Annotated in this window: 22 protein-coding genes; 17 read left to right on the top strand and 5 right to left on the bottom strand. The window is 62.7% G+C overall.

The features are described from left to right. The first annotated feature begins 89 nt into the window (after window positions 1-89). A complete protein-coding gene (gene nth / locus ACJD00_RS12260; RefSeq protein WP_418907227.1) occupies window positions 90-884 on the top strand; it encodes an endonuclease III in 795 nt (264 codons plus the stop codon). Beyond that, a complete protein-coding gene (locus ACJD00_RS12255; protein ID WP_418907226.1) occupies window positions 881-1,558 on the top strand; it encodes an NUDIX hydrolase in 678 nt (225 codons plus the stop codon). The genes nth and ACJD00_RS12255 overlap by 4 nt, the downstream gene beginning before the upstream one ends. A gap of 5 nt (window positions 1,559-1,563) precedes the next feature. Here the strand turns inward: ACJD00_RS12255 and ACJD00_RS12250 are convergent, their stop codons facing one another. Then, on the bottom strand, window positions 1,564-3,234 hold the full coding sequence (locus ACJD00_RS12250; RefSeq protein WP_418907225.1) for a bifunctional 3'-5' exonuclease/DNA polymerase: 1,671 nt from the start codon (window positions 3,232-3,234) through the stop codon (window positions 1,564-1,566). 87 nt (window positions 3,235-3,321) lie between these two features. Between ACJD00_RS12250 and ACJD00_RS12245 the strand changes: the two genes are divergently transcribed. From ACJD00_RS12245 to ACJD00_RS12215, 7 genes are all read left to right on the top strand, one after another. Beyond that, window positions 3,322-4,473: a hypothetical protein gene (locus tag ACJD00_RS12245; protein ID WP_418907224.1), complete on the top strand. Its 1,152-nt coding sequence runs from the start codon at window positions 3,322-3,324 to the stop codon at window positions 4,471-4,473. Next, window positions 4,470-5,690: a TadA family conjugal transfer-associated ATPase gene (locus tag ACJD00_RS12240; RefSeq protein ID WP_418907223.1), complete on the top strand. Its 1,221-nt coding sequence runs from the start codon at window positions 4,470-4,472 to the stop codon at window positions 5,688-5,690. Before ACJD00_RS12245 ends, ACJD00_RS12240 begins: the two co-directional genes overlap by 4 nt. Then, window positions 5,687-6,370 (top strand): type II secretion system F family protein, encoded by a 684-nt coding sequence (locus ACJD00_RS12235; protein WP_418907222.1) that lies wholly within the window; start codon window positions 5,687-5,689, stop codon window positions 6,368-6,370. Before ACJD00_RS12240 ends, ACJD00_RS12235 begins: the two co-directional genes overlap by 4 nt. Then, on the top strand, window positions 6,367-6,894 hold the full coding sequence (locus ACJD00_RS12230; RefSeq protein ID WP_418907221.1) for a type II secretion system F family protein: 528 nt from the start codon (window positions 6,367-6,369) through the stop codon (window positions 6,892-6,894). The genes ACJD00_RS12235 and ACJD00_RS12230 overlap by 4 nt, the downstream gene beginning before the upstream one ends. Window positions 6,895-7,016: 122 nt before the next feature. Then, the gene (locus ACJD00_RS12225; protein ID WP_309405923.1) at window positions 7,017-7,202 is read left to right on the top strand and encodes a DUF4244 domain-containing protein; all 186 of its coding nucleotides are present in this window, start codon (window positions 7,017-7,019) and stop codon (window positions 7,200-7,202) included. Between the two features lie 4 nt (window positions 7,203-7,206). Continuing rightward, a complete protein-coding gene (locus ACJD00_RS12220; RefSeq protein ID WP_418907220.1) occupies window positions 7,207-7,545 on the top strand; it encodes a TadE family type IV pilus minor pilin in 339 nt (112 codons plus the stop codon). Next, window positions 7,542-7,925, top strand: a complete 384-nt coding sequence (locus ACJD00_RS12215; protein ID WP_418907219.1) for an Rv3654c family TadE-like protein — start codon at window positions 7,542-7,544, stop codon at window positions 7,923-7,925. Before ACJD00_RS12220 ends, ACJD00_RS12215 begins: the two co-directional genes overlap by 4 nt. A 14-nt stretch (window positions 7,926-7,939) precedes the next feature. Here ACJD00_RS12215 and ACJD00_RS12210 read toward each other — a convergent pair whose 3' ends face one another. Together ACJD00_RS12210 and ACJD00_RS12205 are read right to left on the bottom strand one after the other, a co-directional pair. Continuing rightward, window positions 7,940-10,273 (bottom strand): DEAD/DEAH box helicase, encoded by a 2,334-nt coding sequence (locus ACJD00_RS12210; RefSeq protein WP_418907218.1) that lies wholly within the window; start codon window positions 10,271-10,273, stop codon window positions 7,940-7,942. A gap of 98 nt (window positions 10,274-10,371) precedes the next feature. Then, on the bottom strand, window positions 10,372-11,028 hold the full coding sequence (locus ACJD00_RS12205; RefSeq protein ID WP_418907217.1) for a GNAT family N-acetyltransferase: 657 nt from the start codon (window positions 11,026-11,028) through the stop codon (window positions 10,372-10,374). Window positions 11,029-11,195: 167 nt separating this feature from the next. On the opposite strand from ACJD00_RS12205, the gene ACJD00_RS12200 reads away from it, so the two are divergent. After that, complete coding sequence (locus ACJD00_RS12200; protein WP_309405934.1) at window positions 11,196-12,104, top strand: rhodanese-related sulfurtransferase; 909 nt, start codon at window positions 11,196-11,198, stop codon at window positions 12,102-12,104. A gap of 28 nt (window positions 12,105-12,132) precedes the next feature. Here the strand turns inward: ACJD00_RS12200 and ACJD00_RS12195 are convergent, their stop codons facing one another. Then, the gene (locus ACJD00_RS12195) at window positions 12,133-12,717 is read right to left on the bottom strand and encodes a GNAT family N-acetyltransferase (RefSeq protein ID WP_418907216.1); all 585 of its coding nucleotides are present in this window, start codon (window positions 12,715-12,717) and stop codon (window positions 12,133-12,135) included. 50 nt (window positions 12,718-12,767) lie between these two features. On the opposite strand from ACJD00_RS12195, the gene ACJD00_RS12190 reads away from it, so the two are divergent. From ACJD00_RS12190 to ACJD00_RS12160, 7 genes are all read left to right on the top strand, one after another. Continuing rightward, complete coding sequence (locus ACJD00_RS12190; RefSeq protein WP_418907215.1) at window positions 12,768-14,354, top strand: DUF7059 domain-containing protein; 1,587 nt, start codon at window positions 12,768-12,770, stop codon at window positions 14,352-14,354. 23 nt (window positions 14,355-14,377) lie between these two features. After that, entirely contained in the window at window positions 14,378-15,022 is a 645-nt protein-coding gene (locus tag ACJD00_RS12185) for a helix-turn-helix domain-containing protein (protein ID WP_309405939.1), read from the top strand. A 117-nt stretch (window positions 15,023-15,139) separates the two neighbouring features. After that, a complete protein-coding gene (topA, locus tag ACJD00_RS12180; protein ID WP_418907214.1) occupies window positions 15,140-17,923 on the top strand; it encodes a type I DNA topoisomerase in 2,784 nt (927 codons plus the stop codon). A 9-nt stretch (window positions 17,924-17,932) separates the two neighbouring features. Beyond that, entirely contained in the window at window positions 17,933-18,952 is a 1,020-nt protein-coding gene (locus ACJD00_RS12175) for a Ppx/GppA family phosphatase (protein WP_418907213.1), read from the top strand. A 50-nt stretch (window positions 18,953-19,002) separates the two neighbouring features. After that, entirely contained in the window at window positions 19,003-19,827 is an 825-nt protein-coding gene (locus ACJD00_RS12170) for a sugar phosphate isomerase/epimerase (protein WP_309405945.1), read from the top strand. Between the two features lie 4 nt (window positions 19,828-19,831). After that, on the top strand, window positions 19,832-20,674 hold the full coding sequence (gene proC / locus ACJD00_RS12165; protein WP_418907212.1) for a pyrroline-5-carboxylate reductase: 843 nt from the start codon (window positions 19,832-19,834) through the stop codon (window positions 20,672-20,674). Between the two features lie 274 nt (window positions 20,675-20,948). Then, a complete protein-coding gene (locus ACJD00_RS12160; RefSeq protein ID WP_418907211.1) occupies window positions 20,949-21,344 on the top strand; it encodes a hypothetical protein in 396 nt (131 codons plus the stop codon). 307 nt (window positions 21,345-21,651) lie between these two features. Here the strand turns inward: ACJD00_RS12160 and ACJD00_RS12155 are convergent, their stop codons facing one another. Continuing rightward, a complete protein-coding gene (locus ACJD00_RS12155; protein ID WP_309410415.1) occupies window positions 21,652-22,290 on the bottom strand; it encodes a TrkA family potassium uptake protein in 639 nt (212 codons plus the stop codon). Window positions 22,291-22,303: the final 13 nt, after the last annotated feature.

Below are 22,303 nucleotides of genomic sequence, written 5' to 3'. Positions count from 1 at the left end.
GCATATTTAATGCGTTGAACGGCATGCCGGATGCGCCGGGCGATGGTCTCGAGGGTGATTTTCGACCCCGCTCATGGCACGATCAACACGTGGCAGTGAACAAAACAACCGAGACCGAACTGGGGCGCAAGCGCCGGGCCCGTAAGATCAACCGGCGACTGGCCGAGGCCTACCCCTATGCGGTCGCCGAGTTGGATTTCGAGAACCCCTTCGAGCTGCTGGTAGCTACCGTGCTCTCGGCCCAGACCACGGACGTGCGCGTCAATGCGATCACCCCGGCGTTGTTCGCCCGCTACCCGGACGCGCTGGCGATGAGTCAGGCCGAACGCAGCGAACTCGAAGAGCTGATCCGACCCACCGGTTTCTTCCGGGCCAAGGCGAATTCGCTGCTCGGCTTGGCCACCGCACTGGTCGACCAGCACAACGGGCAGGTGCCGGGGCGGCTCGCCGATCTGGTGAAGCTACCGGGAGTGGGGAGGAAAACCGCCAATGTGGTGCTGGGTAACGCCTTCGGTGTACCCGGGATCACCGTCGACACTCACTTCGGGCGGCTGGCCAACCGTTTTGGATGGACCACGGAAACCGACCCGGTCAAGGTGGAGCACGCGGTGGGGGAGCTCTTTGAAAAGAAGGACTGGACGATGCTCAGCCACCGGGTGGTGTTCCATGGCCGCCGGGTGTGCCATGCGCGCAAGCCGGCCTGCGGTGTTTGCGTGGTCGCGGATCTGTGCCCCTCCTTCGGGGTGGGCGAAGAGATCCCGGCCAAGGCGGCGAAGTTGCTAAAGTACGAGCTCGCGCCCGGGCGCGAGGACCTACTGGCGAAAATGCAGGCCGGGGCCACGCGCCGTGAATTGCGCGCCCAAGGCTATGGGCTGGACGCATGAGCGCACTGAAGGAACTACGCCACGTGCTGGCGGCCCACCGGCGCAAGGCCGGTGCCGCGCAAAGCATGCCCGAGACGTGGGTCTTTAACCAGATCGACGCGAATTCGGTCCGTCGTGCCGCGGTGTTGATCCTCTTCGGCGGCGCCGGCGGGCACACCGTCGATGGGCACAGCTCCCCGTCAGACCTGGATCTGCTCTTTGTCCGGCGCGCCGAGACGCTGCGAAAGCACGCCGGTCAGATCGGCTTTCCCGGTGGTGGGATCGACCCCGGCGATGACTCCCCGGTGGCCGCCGCGTTACGCGAGGCCGTGGAGGAGACCGGGGTGGACACCGAGGGGATCGAAGTACTCGGGCAGCTTATGGACGCCGAGCTGCCGATCACCAATTTTTTGGTCACCCCCGTGATTGGCTGGTGGAAGAGCGAAAGCCCGGTGCACGCGGTGGACGAGGCCGAATCGGCCGAGGTTTTCCGTGCGCCGGTCGCCCAGCTACTCGATCCGCGGCGTCGGCTTTCGGCGGTGGTACACCGCGGGTCGGAACGCTTCGCCTCCCCGGCCTTCGACTACGACGGCAAACTTATCTGGGGCTTCACGGCCATCGTGCTGGATCGGCTCTTCAATGAGCTGGGTTGGACGCGTCCGTGGAACGCGGATCGCGAACTGGTGTTGCGCTAGCGGCGCTACTTCGCTTCCGCGTAGCTTTGCACGGCGGCGATACTCAACGGGAAGTTCGGACTGGAATCTCCGAAGAGGCTACGCCCAGCCAATACGGCCGCGTGACGCAGCAACTGTCCCAACTGCGTGGCCAATTCCTGCGGAGCGTCGAAGACCACCTCGTCGTGGACGAAGAAGACCTGGCGTACCTGCTGATCCCAGCCCGCCGAATGAACCAAATGACGGGCGTGGCCCATGAAGGCCAGCGCCCACTCGGCGGCGGTGGCTTGAACCACGAAGTTCCGGGTGAAGCGGCCCCGGGCCCGAGCCGCGGCATCGGCGGCCGCCTGCCCGGCCGCGTCGGAGGTGCCTCGTTGCGCGCGTAGCCAGTCGGCATCGGCCGGTGGGCAACCGCGCCCCAGAAAGCTGTGCACACCCTCCCCGCGCTCGCCGGCCTCAGCCGCGGCGTCGACAAAGGCCATGGCCTTGGGGAATCCGGCACGTAAAGCGGCCAGCACCTGTCCGGAACCGCCACCCCCGCCGCCGTAGATCACCGACAGCATACCCAGCTTGGCCTGTTGCCGATCCGGCACGAGCCGCTGGTCGATCAGCCACTGGTAAAGATCATCCTGTTCACCGGCGGCCAGTAACCGTTCATCGTGGGAGATCGCGGCCAGAATCCGCGGTTCGAGTTGTCGCCCATCGGCGACCACCAAAACCCGTCCCGCACCGGCGCGGACCACCGAGCGGATGCTGTGCGGCAGCTGCAGGGCCCCGCCGCCGGCCGCCGCCCAGCGGCCCGAAGCCACCGTGCCCAAAACGTAGTGCGGGTGAAAACGCCCATCCTGCACCCAGGCGTCGAGCCATTGATCCCCGTGGGCACTGGCCAGCCGCGCCAGCTTCTTATAGTGCAGGATCTTTTCCACCACCGGGCCACCGACCCGTTCCAACTCCCACGCCCGCACGCTCGCGACGTTGATCCCGCGCCGATGCAGCGCCCGCAATAATTCCTGCGGGGAGTCCGGGTTCAATCCCGGGGATTGCAGCTCGCGACCGAGCTCTTCGGCCAGGGTTGCCAGCCGTGGTGGGCGGACCCCCTCGGGCACCCGTTCGCCCAGTTGTTCACGCAGTAGCGCACGGTGCGCCCGCTCATCCCAGGGCAAACCTGCTTGTTCCATTTCGCAGGCGATCAGTGCGCCGGTGGATTCGGCATTGAGCAGAATGCGTAGGCGCTGGGCCCTTAGCTGGTCATGTGGCATGGCCGCCCGCTGTTCCCGGTATCCCTGGAGCAGATACTCCATGGTTTCCTCGGCGCTGGCCGGCTCGGCAAAGAGCGCATCTTGCAAATTGTGTGCCTCGGCCGCCGGGCGCGGAAGATCGGCCGGTGCGTCGGGGATCTCGGCGGAGGCAAAGGGGCTGCGGTGCAGAATGCGCGCGGCCAGATCCAACACATACGCGGTCGAGAGGCGAACCCCGGCATCTAGGAGTTGCGGTATCCAGCGCGAGGCGCGCACGATCACCCAGCGGGGGCGGTACTCGCGCTCCACCTGGGCCACGGTCTGCGCGAGCTGGTCTTCGGCGATGAGCTGACGTGCCGCGAGGGGCTCGGCGCTGTGTTCATCACGTAACTCAAGGCACGGCGTTCCCTCTGTGGTGGTGGCCAGAAATGCCAACACACTGTTCTTCCGTGCGCTCATAAACCTATTGTGCCGTGTGGGAGGAGAATATCCCCAGTTGGCAGGTTCCCCGGCGGTGGTTCTCGCGCACGCGGTGAGCCTAGGGGTATGAACATCACCGATCGATTTCGGCGCGATCAGCAACCGCCAACGACAGACGGTCGATTTGTCGCCCAGCCCCAGATATCGAAACCGGCCACACCGGTCAGCGAACGCGCGCAATCGTTCGCGGCCTCGCCGGAAAAGTTCTTCCTGTCCGCGGCTCGCCACGCGATCGACGAGCCGGGTGAGGAACTGTATTGCACGGTGCTCAGCACGGATGAGCAACTGCTTGAACTCTGCGCCGGCATTGCGCTCGGTGCCTCGGTGCGGATTCGGCACTCCACCCGGCCACCGAGCCCAGAAGACTACGGCCAGGGCCCGGTGCTTTGGGGAATTGACCTTGCCCGCCAATGGGTGGACGAGCATCCACGCTGCGAGGTGCTACTGGGCACGCAGGCCACGTCCGTCGACCTGTGGCAGGTCGCCAGCCGTTGGCCCTCGGCGCGAGTCGCGGTGCTCCCCAGCGCTAATCGGTGGCTAGGGGAGTACCTCGGGCTCTGGGGGATGCAGTCCGGACAAGGCCACACCCTAGCGTTCGCCGGATTAGGCGGCGGTATCGGCACCAGCACCCTCTGCGGGTTGCTGGGACAGGCGGGCACACTCAGCGGGTTGCGAAGTCTCGTGATTGACCTGGACCCGCACTCGCAATCGCTCTGGCCGCGGTTGGCGTCGGGCAGCGTCCCGGGCCTGGGCTGGGAGCAACTGTTGCGGTCCGGCGGTAGCCTGTCGTCCCATCAGCTCGTGCAAAGTCTGCCGTCGCTCTCCGGAACCTCGATACTGTCCTGGCAGGGCGCGGCTCAGCCGCTGCCCGAGCAGCTGATCGGCCGATTGCTCGCCGCCGCCCGCAAAGGCTTTGACTTCCTGGTGTTGGATACCGGCCGCCTAGGCGACCGGCTCGAAGGGCAGTTGGGGCACTTCGTGGATCGCACCGTGCTGACCTGTCCCGCAGGGATCGACCCCGGCGGCGCCGAGCACATACGGTGCGGTCAGGCTCCCAGAGAACCGATACCGGGTCAGCTCGGACATTTCCCCGCCTCTGCGCGAGTGCCCCGAGCCTTGGCACGGGGAGTGGTCTTTGACGCGCTCCGTTCCCGCACGCTTCGCCAACGTCTCGCCGACTATCAGCTACTTCCGCTGACCGCACGGAGTGCACCATGAGCCCGGGACGGCACCGCGAACACGAACCGACCCAACGGCTCGAACGACGCGTGGATGAGCGGATCTTGGACTCGGTCCGGGCCCGGGCACTAGCCACCGGAGGACGGCTCGATGCCGTGGAGCTGGCTGGTGCGGTTCACGACTCCGGTGAGACCCTCGGAGCATCAGGAGCGGCCGAGTCGCTGCGCGCCCTGCATGATGAAGTCTCGGGCCTATCGGTCCTCGAACGATTCGCCCGGCAACCCGGAGTGACCGATGTGTTGGTGGACGGTCACGGACAGGTCTGGGTGGATTCATCCGTGGGACTCCAGAACACCGGGTACTCCTTTCCCGGCCCCGATGAAGTTCGTTCACTGGCAGTGCACCTAGCGACGATGGCCGGTCGGCGTTTGGACGCCTCGGCTCCCTTTGTGGACGTGAGCCTGAAAAACTATCGGGTACATGCCGTACTTCCGCCGATCGCGACCGAGGGGCCACTGATCTCGGTACGCGTCAAAGAACGGCGCCATCGCCCGCTTGCCGAGCTACTAGGACCCCAGGCCGAGTATTGGGAACCGGTACTGCGTGCCATCGTGGAGCGCGAACTGAACTTCTTGATCACCGGTGGAACCGGCAGCGGCAAGACCACCCTGCTTCAGGCCATGCTGGGCCTTGTCGATCCGCAGCAACGCGTGGTGGTGGTCGAAGACTCCCAAGAACTGGCGATCGATCATCCACATGTGGTTGGGCTACAAACACGTGGTGCCAACGTGGAGAACGAAGGCCGAATCGAACTGCAGCAGCTTGTCGTGCAGGCCTTGCGCATGCGACCGAACCGGCTGGTGGTCGGCGAGTGCCGAGGAGCCGAAATTCGTGACTTTCTCTCCGCGATGAACACCGGTCATCAGGGTGCGGCGGGGACGCTGCATGCGAACAATCCCGATGCGGTCCCGGCCCGGCTGGCCGCCTTGGGCGCGGTCGCCGGGTGGACGTTACAGGCCACCGCACTTCAGGCGGCCAGCGCACTGGATCTCATCATCCACGTCAGTCGAGGGCACGATGGGCGGCGCTCGCCGGTAGCCCTCGCGAGCATAAGTGTCGATGCATCGGCGCGCATGAGAGTCCAGCGGCTCATCGACCTGCAAACTCCGACACCGGTCCTCGATCGTAGTGCGGTGGCGGACAAACTCGGTGCCGCTGCAGCTGCCGCCCTGCCGGCGGAACTTAGAGGGGAATGATCCCAATGCTCATCGCCGGGTTACTCGCCCTCGCCCTCTGGCTGTACTTCCCGCGGGTCACCATCCCGGCTAGCAGCAAGGTAACCGTGGAGCGCTCTAGCAGGTGGCCGAGGCGTCGAACCGGCAACAGGTCTGACCCGTTGAGCGACGATGCCCATGTGGTCCGAGAGCTGGCAGCGCTCCTGCGCAGTGGACTTACGCTCTACCCGGCCATTGAATTACTGCTCGAAGCCAGCCCACCGGCATCCCCGGTCACACGATATTTGCGAACGCTACACGCCCAGCAGCCGTTGGGTGCAGAGAGCGTTCAGGCTCCGCCGGTGGACACGGGGTCGCCCGGCGTCCACCGACTGGCGTGGTGTCTGACTCTTTGCGCCGAAAGCGGCGCCGCCTTAGCGCAGGTGCTCGAGCATCTCGCCGATGATTTGGAGGCCACCTTGACCGCGCGGCGTGGATTTGAGGCAGCCATGGCCGGAACACGGGCCACTGCGCGCCTGTTGACCTGGCTACCTCTGGCCGGACTGGCCGTAGGCCTACTTTTTGGAATCGACGTGTTGTCGGTGCTTGGCGGTTCGACCGCCGCACAGGTCAGCGTGTTGTTCGGGCTTGCACTTTGGGCGCTGAATCGTTGGTGGTGCGCACGCTTGCTGGCAGCCACCCGACGTAAGGCCGAACAGTGATCTGGCTTTCGCTGGCGGTGCTCGCTCTAGCGGTTGGGCTATGGAGCGCTAGTTCGCCACAGGTCGAGACAAGGCCCAAAGCGGCCGAAGGCGCGAATCGCGAGGCGTCGCGGGTACCCATCGAACTGGTGTTGGACCTTGCCGCCAGTTTGCTGGCTGCAGGTTTGCCGGTCACCGAAGTACTCGACCACCTTGGACGCAGCATTGGCCCGTGCCGCGCGTTGAGTACCGTGGCGCGGTGCATTGAGCTGGGCATGGACTGGGAGCGTTGCTGGGAACCGGTCGAACCATGGCTTCAACCGCTCGCGAAGGCCTTGCACTTCGCACAACGCACCGGGGCTCCGGCAGGCTCGCTGCTACATCATCAGGCCCAACTACGGCGCGGTGAGAGGCTGGCCGCGGTGAGCGAACTTGGAGCTCAATTCGCCACCAAATTGGTCTTGCCGTTAGGTGTCTGCGCCTTGCCCTCATTCATTGCCTTAGGCGTGGTGCCGCTGATTATTGCCCTATTGCCGAGCCTTTAGCGCCGATAATCCCCAGTCCGTTGGCGCTACGCGGGATCTCTGGGGCAACGGGCAGAAAGTGGAAATACCACCCGCGTAGCATGCGCGGGTCTATCGGGAATCAGTACAGAAAGGAATACACCATGAGTATTCAACCATCCGGAACCCTACGAACCGCGGTACTCGATGACGAGGGATCGACAACCGCCGAATTTGCCATGGTCACCCTCGCAGCGGTGGCTTTTGCCGGGCTCTTGATCAGCATCCTATCCAGCGGGGACGTGCGAGGGATGCTGATGGGCCTGATCACCAAGGCTCTCTCGCTCTGAGATCATGAATCTCCGTGACGAGTCCGGGAGCAGCACCGCGGAGTTCGCGGTGTTGCTCCCGGTTATTGCCCTCGTGCTGGGTCTCGTGCTCGGTTGTGGAGCACTTGGCGCGCAACAGATCAGAGTCCAACAGGCAGCCGCGGCCGTGGCACGGGAGCTGGCCCGTGGAAGCGACCCTTCGGTGGCACGGGCCGCAGGCAACCGCCTGGCAGGAACCGAGGCCAGTATTTCGCTGGACAGCACCGGAGAACTCAATACCGTGATTGTCACTTCGGCGGTGAGTTTGCCGGTGCTGGGCAACTTGCCGGTGCGTGGCCAGGCCAGCGTGGCGGGCGAACAATGAGTTGCTCCTCGCGGCTGTCCGCATCCTCCGGTGCCAGTACTGTAACCACGGTGGGTTTGGTGACCGCCGGACTTTTCCTCCTCGGCGCCTTACTGGCCTGGTTGGCGGTGTCCTACGGTGCGGTGCGGGCCGCCGGAGCTGCAGATCTTGCGGCTCTGGCGGCCGCCGACACGGCGCGTGGGCTTCGGCAGGGCCAGCCCTGCCAGCAAGCAGCGCAGGTCGCCCAAGCCAATGGAGGAACGCTACAGCAGTGCCTGATCACCGGCGATGGTCGCCACGCGAAAGTTGTGGTGAGTGTGCCGGTCACGATCCTGTCTCCGCAGTTCGTGGTGCACCATGCCACCGGCCGAGCCCATGCAGGTCCGCCGCCGCTGCAGTGACTGACTCTAATGAACTAACGTCGGTGTGCCGGCTCGATCAACTCGAGCACCGTGGACAACAGGGTAATGGCCCCGGCCTTATCCAACGGGTTATTCCGGTTACCGCATTTGGGGGACTGCACGCAGCTTGGGCATCCGTGGGCGCATTCGCAGGCCGTGATGGCGTCCCGGGTGGCACGCACCCAATCCACGAAGCGCTCGTAGCCACGCTCGGCGAAGCCGGCGCCGCCGGGCTGGGCGTCGTAGACGAAGATCGTCGGGAGCCCGGTATCCATATGCAAGGCCGTGGAGACGCCGCCGATGTCCCAACGATCTGAGGTCGCCACGAGCGGAAGCAACCCGATCATGGCGTGTTCCGCCGCGTGGAGCGCGCCGGGGAACTGGTCGGTGCCCAACCCCGCGCGAACCAGCACCTCGGGGGTGAGAGTGAAGAAAACCGACTTGGTGTGCAGGTCGCGGGCCTCCAACTCCAAAGGCTCCTCGGAGAGGACCTCGTTGCTGGCGATGGACTTGCGCTGGTAGGAGACCACCTGCGTGGTGACGATAACCTCTCCGAAGCTGATGCTCAGTTCGCGATGCACCGAATTGCGTTCGGTCTCGGTAATGGCGATGGTCGTTAGATCTCGTGCCGTGGTGTAGTAATCCGGGTTGACGCGGGTGACCAGCACGACGTGATTCTCTTCGTCGAGTTCCTCCACGAAATAACTTTCGGACTGGTGCACATAGATCGCCCCGGGATGCGCCTGGTAGTGCGTCTGCGGTGAATCCATCGTGCCCAGAAGTGCTCCGGTGTCGGCATCGATAATGTCGACTGGACCGCCACCGTCCTCGCGTATGGAGAACATTGCTGCGGCATGCTGCGGATGGGTCCAGAACCATCCCGCGGGGCGTCGACGCAGGTATCCGCGCTCAACCAACGATTCGAGCAACGCGGGGGTCTGCGGTCCGAAAAGATCGACTTCTTCAGGGTGCAACGGCGATTCTTGGGCCGCGGCGCACAGATGCCCGCTGAGCACGTATTTATTCGTGGGGTCAAAGACGGTTGCCTCCACGCCCAGCTCGAAAATCGCTTCGGGGTGATGCGCGAGATAGGTATCTAGCGGGTCTTCGGCCGCCACAAAGATGGCCAGCGCATCTTGGCCAGAGCGTCCGGCGCGGCCGATCTGCTGGAAGAAGGAGGCGCGTGTGCCTGGCCATCCGGCCACGATCACCGCATCCAACCCCGCAATATCGATGCCCAACTCAAGGGCCGAGGTGGACGTGACGGCCAGCAGCTTGCCCTCGCGCAGGGCTTGCTCGACTTCGCGGCGTTCCTGTGGCAGGTATCCAGAGCGGTAGGCGGCCAGACGCACGGAGAGTTCTGGAGCGAATTGCTCAAGGTGCTTGCGGGTGAGCGTGGCAATGGTTTCGGCACCGCGCCGAGACTTGATGAACACGATCGACCGCACGTGATCGGCCATCAAGTCGGCCAGGATCGAGGCGCTCTCGGCGATCGCGGTGCGACGTAGCGGCGCACCGTTTTCGCCGCGGCGTTCGCCCAGCGGCGGCTCCCAGAGCCCGATCACGAGGTTGCCCGAGGCCGAGAAATCATGTTCGACGGCGGTAGCGTCGGCGCCGATCAGGCGGGAGAACGATGAGGCCGGATCGGCGCTGGTTGCCGAGGCACCTATAAACACCGGGTCGCTACCGTATTGGGCACAGACCCGGCGCAGACGGCGCAAGAGGTTTGCCACATGCGCACCGAACACACCGCGGTACGAATGGGCCTCGTCCACCACTACATAGCGCAAACGCTTGAGGAAACGTGCCCAGCCGGGATGATTCGGCAAAATGCCCCGGTGCAACATATCCGGATTGGTAAACACGAAATTGGCATGATTCCGAATCCAGGGGCGCGAGGCCACATCGGTATCGCCGTCATAGCTGGCTGCGCGAACCCCGGGCAGATCCAATTCGGTCACGGCGGCCAGCTGATCGGCCGCGAGGGCCTTGGTGGGGCAGAAGTACAAAATCGTGCCCTGCTGTTGAGCGTCATTTGCGTCCGCCTCGCGAGTGCGCACCAGCAGATCCAGCCCGGCCAGGAGATAGCCCAATGACTTGCCCGAGGCGGTGCCGGTCGACAGGATAACGTGCTGTCCCTCGTGCACGAGGTTTGCGGCCTGAACCTGATGCAGCCAGGGACGATCGATGCCCTGATCCACGAACACCTGGCGCACCATCGGATCGATCCACTCTGGCCAGGGCGCGGTGATGGCATCCTTGGCCGGGACCACCCTGCGGTGAACCAGCGCCTCGGGGTCGTTGCTGCGGTCATAGGGATCGAGCAAGGCGCGAACCGTGCGAGTCAAGGCGTGCTCCTTTCGTGGCTTAACCTAGCAATCGCCGCGCAACGGCCCATGAGGTCGATGCGCGGCGAAGGTGCCGTGAGTGGATGGTAGGAAAAGAGCTAGGCCTTGAATACGTACACTTGGCCAAGCGAGGTCCACCCTAGGGAGGCGTAGAGCTGCTGACCGTCGTAGGAAGCAATGAGCAGACCTTCGTCGACGAAATGCTCCTGTGCCAGAGAGGCCAGTGCTCGCATAACTAGGGTGCCCAAACCGCGACGGCGGAAGTCAGGACCGGTGATGATGCGATCGAAAATTGCGTACCCTTCAACGGCCGATACGTGGCCGGAGGCGGCGACAATCTCTTGATTCTCCTCTGGGTGCAAGGAGACGTAAGCGTGGGTTCCATCGCGTTCGATCTGGAAGACGAAGCCATCCGGGGGTAGCGGCACCTCGACATCGTGCACGGTCATATCGGTGACCATCAGGGCCTCATCGTCGCTGACCGTCTGTAGCCCCACTTCGGTGGCGGTAGAGAGCAACGAGCCCGGAGTGTGGTTGAAGGCGGTGAGTCGACGGTCCGGGTGCTTCTTCAGCGTCTCGGCAACGGCCGCCAGTTCCTCGTTGGTTGGCTCGAAGATCACGTATTCCCAGTCATCGGTGGTGTCGTGACGCAGGGCCGCGTGGACGCGTCCCTCGTGGCGGGTTTCGTAGCCGCGTGCACCGGCCCAGCCGTTGACCCAGGTGCCAATCAGTTCATCGCTTGCTTGAGATGCCATGTCTTTGACCCTACCTTGAAATCGCTGTGGAATGCCTGACTTTGGCTATTCGTTGCCTAGTTGAAACTCTACGCAGAATTAGAAGTCACGGAAATCATTGACGCCGAATCCTGTGATTTTCATCGTTCTGCGGACCGTGAACCAGTGAAACGCACTACCCTAGTTGGGTGGCTATTCATCGCATCGTCTTGTATTACGCGTTCACTCCGCTTCCCGACCCCGAAGCGATTCGTCTCTGGCAGCGCTCGTTGCTCGAACGCTGGGGCTTGCGCGGACGCATCATCATCTCCAAGGACGGCATCAACGGTACCGTCGGCGGCGAAATTAGCGCCGTGAAACGTTACGTGAAGGCCACGCGTGAATACCCTGCTTTCCGCAAGATGGACATCAAATGGTCCGAGGGTTCTGCTGAAGACTTCCCACGTATTTCCGTGAAGGTGCGCGAGGAAATCGTGACCTTCGGGGCTCCGGGCGAACTAGAAGTCGATGCTAACGGTGTTGTCGGTGGCGGAACCCACCTGCGTCCGGAAGAAGTCCACGAACTGGTGGAAACCAAGGAAAAAGAGGGCACCCAGGTGCACTTCTTCGACGGGCGCAACGCCTTTGAGGCGCAGATCGGCCGCTTCAAGAACGCCATTGTTCCCGAGGTCGAAACCACACGTGACTTTGTGGCCGAGCTGGACTCGGGAAAGTATGACCACCTCAAGGACCAGCCGGTGGTCACCTACTGCACCGGCGGTATCCGTTGCGAGGTCCTATCTGCGCTCATGGTCAAGCGTGGTTTCCAAGAGGTGTACCAGATGCAGGGCGGCATCGTTCGCTACGGCGAAACCTATGGTGACGAGGGACTCTGGGAAGGCTCGCTGTATGTCTTCGATGAGCGCATGCACATGGAATTCTCCGACAAGGCCGTCACCGTCGGAACCTGCGTGGGCTGTCAGGCTCCGACCAACAAGTTCGAGAACTGCGCAAACCTCTCTTGCCGGAACTTGCGCCTGTTCTGCGCAGACTGTGCCACCGATGAGACCCTGCGCCGTTGCCCGGACTGCACCGAGGCCGAGGTGGCCTCGGCCTAACGCCCGACCGCGCCACGCGGTTTACCGGCTAGTGCTGCGCCTCGGGCTCGGGCCAGAGTCCGACCGAGGCATCGGTCACGACGCTGTCTTCGGTTTCCGTCCGGTAGACGTGGAATCCGCGCGCCAGATAATTAGGCAACGCGGCCGGTCCGTCCAAATCGCAGGTGTGGAGCCACACCCGACTCACCGCGGCGAGGTTCGGCCAACGTTCGTGCATGCTCCACGCCTTGCGCAGGGCCTCGGTGAGCAGCACACCGCCGAGGCCTTGACCGGTGGCTTCGGGGAAGAGCCCGAAATAGAAAATTTCGACGGCCGTGCCCCCAGCTTCGGCCTCGCTGCATAACTCCACATAGCCCGCCGGTGAACCCTCGCGGTAGAGCACATAGGTCTCCGAGCCCTCCTTGCGTAGGACCGCGTCCCACTGCTGACGCGTCTGCGTCAGCCGGTCGGACCAATTCAGGTGGCTACCGACGCTCCGGTAGAGAAACCGAGAGAACTCGGGGCTGATATTTCGGGCCAGTTCGATACGCGCCCCATCGGGCAGGCGCTTGGCGCTGGGACGAAGATCTTCGGGGGAAAGCTGCTGTAAAAAGCTGACGGTCACATCGGTCATGGCACTATCCTAGGCACGCAACCGGCCGCTGACTCACATAGACTAATTCCGTGAACGCCGCCGAATTTGCCACCATTACCGATGCCCCGCACAGCGACAATCTAGAGCTGCTGCACCGCCTGTACGAGGACCTCAGCGCCCTGGATTATGGCAACGAGCGGCTCGCCGAGCTAGTCGGCACCGAGGCCATGGAAGCGTTGGGTCGTGATCAGACCCGTCCGGCTTTACGCGCCCTCGATCGGGCAGAGCCAGCGCAACGTCCGTTGGCCGACGCCGTGCGGCTTTTCGAACTGGGTCTGAAGGTCAGTGCCGGTGGCGTGACGAACGCCTTCCCTGCCACGCGCATCGAGGGGCTGCGCCGACTCGGGTTGATTGAATCCTACGGCGAAGGTTTTCGAGCACGGGTGGCGCTGTCCATTCACGAATCCGATGTGGCGGGTCGGTTGTGGGTAGCACACGACCTTGGTGCGCATCAGCGCCCCGGTACGCTACGGACCGACCACGTATTGGGCATCGGACACGCCTCGCTTTCGTTGGCTCAGGTAACGATTCGCCGTCCGGTGCAACGGGCCTTGGACCTGGGTACCGGCTGCGGGGTGCAGGTCTTCCATCTGCTCGGACACGCCCAACATGTCACGGCCACCGACTTGTCCGAACGAGCCCTGGCTTTTACGCGCTTCAACTTGATGCTCAACCATCGAGCCCTGGACCTGGATCCGCAGAACCTGGGCGAACGGATCAGCTTGCGCCAAGGTAGCCTGTTCGAGCCGGTCGCCGCCGAACAATTCGAACTTATTGTCACGAACCCACCGTTCGTGATTACCCCGCGAAAGCCGTTGGAACGTGACAGTGACCGCTTCACCTACCGCGATGGTGGCATGGCCGGGGACCAGCTGGTGAGCACGCTCCTGACACAGGCCGCGGACTACCTGAGCCCGGGTGGCACGCTGCAGCTGCTGGCGAACTGGGAAATCCGCCACGAGCCCTCGGGCGAGTTGCGTCCGTGGGACGAACGCGTTGCGAGCTGGTTCGCCCCCGAACTGGATGTTTGGGCAATTCAGCGGGAGCAGACCGGCCCGGCAAGCTATGCCGAAACCTGGTTGCGCGACGCCTCGCAACACAGCGATCAGTCGGCCTACGCCGCTGCCTATGACGCCTATTTGGAAGACTTTGACTCCCGCGAAGTGGGGGCCGTTGGATTCGGATACCTCTGGGTGCGTCGTCCACTGGCCGGTAAGCCGGTGCTTCGCCGCTTTGAAGAGATTACCCACCCCGTCCAACAACCGTTGGGGCCGACGTTGCAGCGCGATATCGCCACGGTCGATGAACTAGACCAAGCGGACATCACCGACTGGCACTTGGAAGTAGCCGAGGACGTGACGGAGGAACGCCACCAGCGCCCCGGAGCCGAGCATCCCGGGGTGATCCTGTTGCGCCAAGGTGCAGGCCTGCGGCGCACCGAATTACTCGACTCGGCTCTGGCCGGATTTGTTTCCGCATGCGACGGTGAATTGTCCGTGGGACAACTTGGCGTAGCCCTCGAATCCCTGATCGGCGCGGGGGATCCGGAGTTCACGCAACGTCTCTATTCGGGCGTTGAACGCTTAATAGTGCACGGGCTACTACGCAAAGTGTGAAACAAAGACTAAAGTTTTTCGGTATGACACGCAGCACACCCGAGACGCAGTCGCCCGAAGACGAGCAACAGTCTGCCGACGCGCCCACATTGGTGTCCATTACGGACCCGCAGGCCATCCGTGCCTTGGCCCACGACGCACGACTGATCGTGCTGGACGAACTGTTCGCTTCGCAGACCACCCGTACGGCCACCGAGCTGGCCTCGCTTTGCGACCTGACCCCCAGCGCCATGAGCTATCACCTGCGAGCTCTGGAGAAATATGGGTACGTAGTGCGCGCCGCCAGCGAGGGCGATGCCCGTGAACGCCGCTGGAAGGCCGCAGGCGAACGGCTAGAACTAAATACCCATGAAGGGTCGGCCAATGCGAAAACTGCCTACCTGAATGTGCAGTTAAACGCATTTCGCACCCGGCTGAATACCGAGGTCGAACGACGCCAACGCGAGGCCCAGGCCGGCATCGTCCCTGACCCGGATCGCCCACCCCTGCTTAGCACCGGTCTGGTGTTCCTTCCGGAGGATAAGCAAAAGGAATTCAACCGCCGGTTGTTGGACTTGGTCTATGAGTATGAAGCCATGGCCACCGACGAGCAGCGCAGCATCGACTCGCGGCGTATGTTCTACTTAATCTCATTGCTGCCCGAGTACCCGAACGAAACAGAACAGTAGGAACCTTCGACGGGCCGTGGCAGCGAACGGTGTAAGATCATCGGGAATTGCGCCGTTGCGCGAGACCCCAAGCTGCCACGCGCCTCGCACGCGGTGAAGCAACGTTGAAGGAGAGCTGTGCCCGCAAAGGCTAAGGAACCAACCGGTAAGAAACTCGTTATTGTGGAGTCTCCTGCCAAGGTGAAGTCAATCGCCAAGTACTTGGGCGAGGGCTTCGACGTGGACGCCTCTGTCGGGCACATCCGCGACTTGCCGCAGCCTTCCGAGCTTCCCACCGAGCTGAAAAAGACCTCCGTGGGCAAATTTGCCGTAGATCTCGAGAACGACTTCGAGCCCTACTACGTGGTCTACCCGGATAAGAAGAAGCGGGTCTCCGAACTCAAGGCCAAGCTCAAAGAGGCCGACGAACTCTACCTGGCCACCGATGCGGACCGCGAAGGCGAGGCCATCGCGTGGCACCTGTTGCAGGTTCTGAAGCCCAAGGTGCCGGTGCGCCGCCTGGCCTTCACCGAGATCACCAAGGAAGGTATCGAACGCGCCCTGGGTAATATGCGCGAACTGGATACCGACCTGGTCGATGCCCAGGAAACCCGGCGCGTGCTTGACCGACTCTACGGCTACGAAATCTCACCGGTTCTTTGGCGTAAGATCGCCCGAGGCCTATCGGCTGGACGTGTGCAGTCGGTGGCTACTCGACTCGTCGTGGAGCGTGAGCGCGAACGCATGGCCTTCGTCCCGGCCGGTTACTGGGATATTAAAGGCAACTTCGCCACCACCGAGGGTGAAGGCTTTGCCGCGAAGCTCTCCGCCGTCGACGGGGCGCGGGTGGCCTCGGGACGCGATTTTGACGATAAGGGTCAACTGAAGTCGGCGCGCACCAAGCTGGTGCACCTCGACCGTGAGGGCGCCGAATCGCTGGTGAGCAATCTGGCCGAGGCCGACTTTGCGGTGACCAGCGTCGAGGACAAGCCCTACACGCGTCGTCCGGCTGCACCGTTCACCACCTCGACCCTGCAGCAGGAAGCCAGCCGTAAGCTGCGCTGGAGCTCGCGCGTCACCATGCAGGTTGCTCAGCGTCTGTATGAAAACGGCTACATCACCTATATGCGTACCGACTCGGTGTTCCTGTCGAACGAAGCCGTCAATGCCGCACGCAAGCAGGCCACGGAGCTTTACGGTGCGGATGCTGTTCCGGCGGCACCTCGCGTGTACAAGGCGAAGAGCGACGCCGCGCAGGAGGCGCACGAAGCCATTCGTCCCGCCGGTGATATGTTCCGTCGCCCCACCGACGTCCGCTCGTCGCTGGGTAAGGATGAGTACACCCTTTACGAGCTGATCTGGAAGCGTACCGTTGCCAGCCAAATGGCCGATGCCAAGGGTTTCACCGCCACCATCAAGCTCTCCGGCACCGCTAGCGACCAGCGCGTGGCCGAATTTTCGGCGTCCGGTACGGTTATCACCTTCCGCGGCTTCCTGGCCGCCTACGAGGAGGGCAAGGACCAGTCCGAAACCGAAAGCAACGAGCAGAACTCCGAGACGCGTCTGCCGCAGCTCAGCGTGGGACAGCAACTGATCGGTGATGAGCTGCAGGCCCTGGGCCACGAAACCACCCCGCCGGCGCGGTACACCGAAGCGTCGATCGTTGCGGAACTGGAGCGCCGAGAAATTGGCCGTCCCTCGACCTACGCGCCGACCATTTCCACGATCATGGACCGTGGCTATGTCACCAAGCGTGGCGGGGCCCTGGTTCCGAGCTGGATCGCCTTCTCGGTGGTGCGCTTGCTCGAGGAGCATTTTGCGCAGTACGTGGATTACGACTTCACCGCGCGTCTCGAAGACGACCTCGATGAGATCGCCAAGGGACACCGTGCCCGCACCGACTGGCTGAACCTGTTCTACTTCGGTGCTGGCGAGGTCGAGGGCCTCAAGCATGTGGTGGATAACCTCGGCGACATTGACGCGCGTGCAATTAACTCCATCAAGATCACCGATGACATCACGCTCCGTGTGGGCAAGTTCGGTCCTTATTTGGAGCGCGCTCTGCCGGCGGACGCCGAAGAGGGCACCGAGCCGCAACGAGCGAATGTTCCAGAAGAACTGGCTCCCGACGAACTGACCGCAGCGAAGGCCGAAGAACTCTTCGCCAACGCTCAGGTCTCCGAACGCGAACTGGGCCGCGATCCGGAAACCGGGCGGCAGATCGTGGCCAAGGACGGCCGCTACGGCGCCTACGTCACCGAGATCATCGAGGAACCCACCGCCGAAGAACTCGCCGCGCAACCGGTGGAGTACTACAAAAACGGTAAGCCGAAGCCTCCGAAGAAGCCGGCCAAGATCAAGCCGCGGACCGCTTCGCTGTTCAAATCCATGAGCATCGAGACGGTGACCTTGGAAGAGGCGCTGAAGCTGATGAGCCTGCCGCGAGTTCTGGGAACGGATGCCGAGGGTGAAGAGATTACCGTGCAGAACGGCCGCTTCGGTCCGTACCTGAAGAAGGGTAGCGATTCGCGCTCCATCGAATCCGAGGAGCAGATCTTTACCATTACGCTCGAGGAAGCCTTGGCGATCTACGCGCAGCCCAAGCAGCGTGGCCGCCGGGCCGCGGTACCGCCGCTGGCCGAGTTCGGGGTGGATCCGACCAGCGAAAAGAACATCGTGGTCAAGGACGGCCGTTTTGGCCCGTACATCACCGACGGCGTCACCAACATCACGGTGCCACGCGGTACCTCTCTCGAGGAGCTGACCCGCGAGCGCGCGATCGAGCTGCTCGCCGAGAAACGAGCTCGTGGACCGGTGAAGCGTAAGGGGAGCGCCGCCACCACGAAGAAGGCTCCGGCGAAGAAGACGACCGCAAAGAAAGCCACCGCCAAGAAGGCTCCGGCGAAGAAATCCGAGAAGTAGAATCGCATCATGAGACTTGGCGTACTGGATATCGGTTCGAACACCGTGCACCTCTTGCTGGTGGACGCTTACCCCGGTGCTCGACCGGTACCCTACGCCTCGCATAAGCGACCGCTATCGTTGGTGCGCTATCTCAATGAATATGGTGCGATCACCGAAGAAGGCCAGAACGAGCTGATCAGCTTCATCAACGAGGCTTCGCAGTTCGCCCGCAACCATCAGGTTGAGGACTTTATGGCCTTCTGTACTTCGGCGATCCGCGAATCCTCGAACGGTAGCGCCGTGCTGGAACGCGTCAACGCGGAGACCGGCGTGGTGCTTATGGAGCTCACCGGTGAGCAGGAAGCTGGAATGACCTTCTACGCGGTGCGCCGCTGGTTTGGCTGGTCCAGTGACTCGATCCTCAACTTGGACATGGGCGGCGGTTCGCTGGAACTGGCACGAGGCTCCGACGAATTCCCGGAGAAGGCCTTTTCGGTGCCGTTGGGAGCCGGCCGGTTGACCCGTGAGTGGTTACCCGATGACCTGCCCAGTATCAAGCAGGTCAAAGAGCTACGCACCTACGTGCGTGATGTGTTGGAGGATCCGGCCACGGAACTTCGACAATATGGAAAGCCCACGTTGGCCACCGCCACGTCGAAGACTTTCCGTTCGCTGGCCCGCATCACCGGCGCCGCCCCCAGTATCGAGGGGCCATACGTCAAACGGGTGCTACAGCGCGACGCGTTGAAACTCTGGACCAATCGGCTCACCGCCATGAGTTGGTCCGAACGCGCCGAACTGCCCGGGGTCTCGGAGATCCGTGCCCCGCAGTTGCTCGCTGGCGCCATTGTTGCGGCCGAAGCCATGAGCGCGCTGAAACTGAAGAGCGTACGCATTTGTCCCTGGGCATTGCGTGAAGGTCTGATGTTGCGGCGTTTTGATCACGTTATCTATGATTCTGCGACACCGCTTAGTAGTAGCGTGGGAGTAGGCGAGGTTGCGCTCGGTTCCGGATTCAGCCAAATGCTGCCGGCCGGAAGCGAATAGCACCACCGCAGAGCCCACACGGGCCACAAGAGAGCAGGAGCGTGCAAGGTATGAACCAGAATGACAGCGCCGCAGCAATCCCTGTGACACTCTCGAGCGCCTCGGTGTACCCGTTGACCGTTCATGACGCCTTCGCCATTGCCAAAGACGTTGGCTATGACGGTATGGAGGTACTGGTCACCGGTAACCAGGCCACACAGTCGGCCACGGCCCTCGCGGCGTTGAGCGACAAATACGAACTGCCGATCATGGCCATTCACGCACCAACGCTGTTGCTCACCCAGCAGGTCTGGGGTTCGGCGTGGGCGAAAATCGAGCGGTCGGTCATTCTGGCCAAAGCCGTCGGGGCCAGCGTGGTGGTGGCTCATCCACCCTTCCGTTGGCAGGGTAACTACGCCGAAGAATTCGCCGTTGGTGTCCGCCGGATCACCGAATCCACGGGTATGAAGATCGCCGTGGAGAACATGTATCCGTGGCGGGCGCGGGGACGCGAAGCCAAGATGTATTTGCCGCACTGGAACCCGGTACCTCAGGACTACCAGCACGTGACCTGGGACTTCTCACATGCTGCGATTGCCAATATGGACTCGCATGCCGCCATGCGAGAGCTCGGTTCTAGGCTCAGCCACGTCCACCTCTGCGACGGTTTGGATAACGGCAAGGACGAACACTTGGTGCCGGGTTTGGGCACGCAGCCGGTGGCCGAATCGCTGACCTACCTGCGCGAAAGTGACTTTGACGGCGTGGTCGCGGTGGAAGTTTCGACGCGCCGAGCCAAGCAGATGGGGCATAAGGAGGAATGGCTGGCGAAGACCTTGGACTACGCCCGGAAGTACCTTAATGTCACCTCCGACACTCAGGCTTTGACACAATAGCCCTATGAGCGACGCTACACAGAACCTGAAATTAGCATTCCTTGGCGCCGGATCGATGAATGGCGCCATCCTGCGCGGCATTCTTGGCGCAGGACATGATCCGCAGAACATTACCGCCACAGTGCGCAGCGAGACTCGTCGCCAAGAGCTTGAAGAGCTTGGCATCAACGTCGTGGTCACCGGCGAAAACCCTGAGCATAATGCCCGCGTGGCCGCAGAATCTGACGTGGTGTTCTTGGGCGTCAAACCGGTAGGAATCACCGCCCTCTGCCAAGACATCTCCGCGGCGCTACGACCGGAGACCGTTGTGGTTTCCGTGGCCGCCGCCATCACCCTGGCCACCATGGCCGCCAACTTGCCTGAGGGGCAGCCGCTGGTTCGATCCATGCCTAATACTCCGCTGATGGTGGGTGCTGGCGTGGTTGGCTTGAGCCCGGCCGAGGCGGTTAGCGAGCAGCAGGTGAGCATCGTCCACGACCTATTCGCTTCCAGCGGCGATGTGCACGTAGTTCCCGAAAGCCAGATCGACGCGCTCTCGGCCATTTCCGGATCCGGCCCGGCCTACGCGTTTTATCTGGCCGAGGCCATGGCTAACGCGGGCATCGAGCTGGGGCTCGATGAAAAGCTGGCCAAGGACTTGGCGCGGGCAACCGTGGCAGGTGCCGGAAAGATGCTTGCCGACCCAAGCGTGGATGCCGCCCAGTTGCGCCGCAACGTCACAAGCCCGAAGGGCACTACCGAACAGGCCATCTTGGCCTTCGATGAGGGTGGAATTCCAGCCATTATCGCCACCGGTGCAAAGGCGGCAACGGCACGTGCCGCACAGCTCAGCCGGGAACTTGGCTAGCAACTAGCTAACCCACCAGAGATCGTCAGCCGGCCCGGTGACACCAGCATGCGCTGGATGTCGCCGGGCCGGTCTGCGTGTGCCTCGGCCTCTATGGACTACGGAGGTGCGCAGTTGCTGCTCTATCCCAAGACCGAAAAATGGGATGATCCTGCTGGTAGGCTGCTTTTCATCGTTCAGACTGTAGAGAGGACTTCGGCAAATTAGCGAACCGATCAGCCGCGAGGAGATCGCGCGGACGATCTGCGCGGGCCAGATCGACCAGGCCGTGCAGATGACGCTCAGTTCGGCATGGCGCGTAGGGGCAATTATCGACTCGTTCGATGCTCAGGAGCTCGACGATCATGCCGAGCACTACGTGCAGTTCACTGAGCGTTGGTTTGTATCGATCGGTGCCGGAGAACAATTAGAAATTGCTCAGTGGGCACAGACTTGTGCGGTACTCGAATGGTGCCATATTCCAGACGTGCGAGCCTGGGCTGCAGACTTACTTCTGCGCGCCATTAAGGCACAAATTGCCGTTATTGCGGATCTGGCAGATACCGCTGAAATATATGCTGATGGACCAGACGCAGGGATATCGAAGAGATCCGCGTCGGCGATTCGAGAGTCGGCAACTCAATTGCGCAATATTCCCTGGCCTGAGCTTGAAGTACCGGAAAGCCGCTGATCGGCAGATCGCACCCAGCCTGGGGTGAAGGCTACCTCGTCCGAACTCAAAGTCGCGTCTTCCGTGCTGCGCATCAGGTTTCAGATCACGAAGGGCCGTTGCCGCTCGATGGCGTCAATTGGCGTGTTTCGAGCAATGGGCGGAACCGATCTCCAGCTAGTGGCGACGTATCCCTGGGTGCCCGAGACGTAGGTAGATAGCCTCATACAACCGGTGGCCAGGCGCTGTCGCACGCTCGAGTCGACGGCGCAGCGCGAAGGCAGACGCCGGGCCGATGGTCGGCCAGCGTCTCTTCACTTGCGGGCCTCTAGGGCCGGGCGGCGAAGCGCTCGAGGAGGTCTACGTGCCCCGAAACGATCAATACATCGCGGCGGGTCACGATGGTGTCCGGAACCGCGTAGGTGAAGTCCTCGCCCGGAGACTTCACACCCACAATGGTCACCCCGTACTTGGAGCGCACCTGCGACTGGGCGAGCGTGAACCCCTGGGTTTCCTTCGGCGGGTACATCTTGACGATCGCAAAGCCATCGTCGAACTCGATGAAGTCCAGCATGCGTCCACCCACGAGGTGCGCGGCGCGGACCCCGGCATCGGCCTCGGGGTAGATGACGTGATTGGCGCCGATACGGGTCAGAATCTTGCCGTGCGAGGGCGTGATGGCCTTAACCCACAGGTGTTCGATGCCCAGATCAACGAGGTTAACGGTAATAAGCACCGAGGACTCAATGGAAGTACCGACGCCCACCACGGCGGAGGAGAACTCTTGAGCTCCGAGCTGGCGGAGCGCATCAATGTTGGTGGCATCCGCGGAGACAACGTGCGTTAGCGTGCTGGCCCACTTTTGCACCAGTTCCTGGTTGCGTTCGATGGCCAGCACTTCGCGCCCCTGCTTGACGAGTTGCTCGGCCACGGCAGCGCCGAAACGGCCCAGACCGATGACGAGGATCGGTGCATTGTGG

This window comes from Glutamicibacter endophyticus, from assembly GCF_048457885.1.
Classification (GTDB): Bacteria; Actinomycetota; Actinomycetes; order Actinomycetales; family Micrococcaceae; genus Glutamicibacter; species Glutamicibacter endophyticus.
This window is presented reverse-complemented; position numbering and strand designations above follow the sequence as displayed.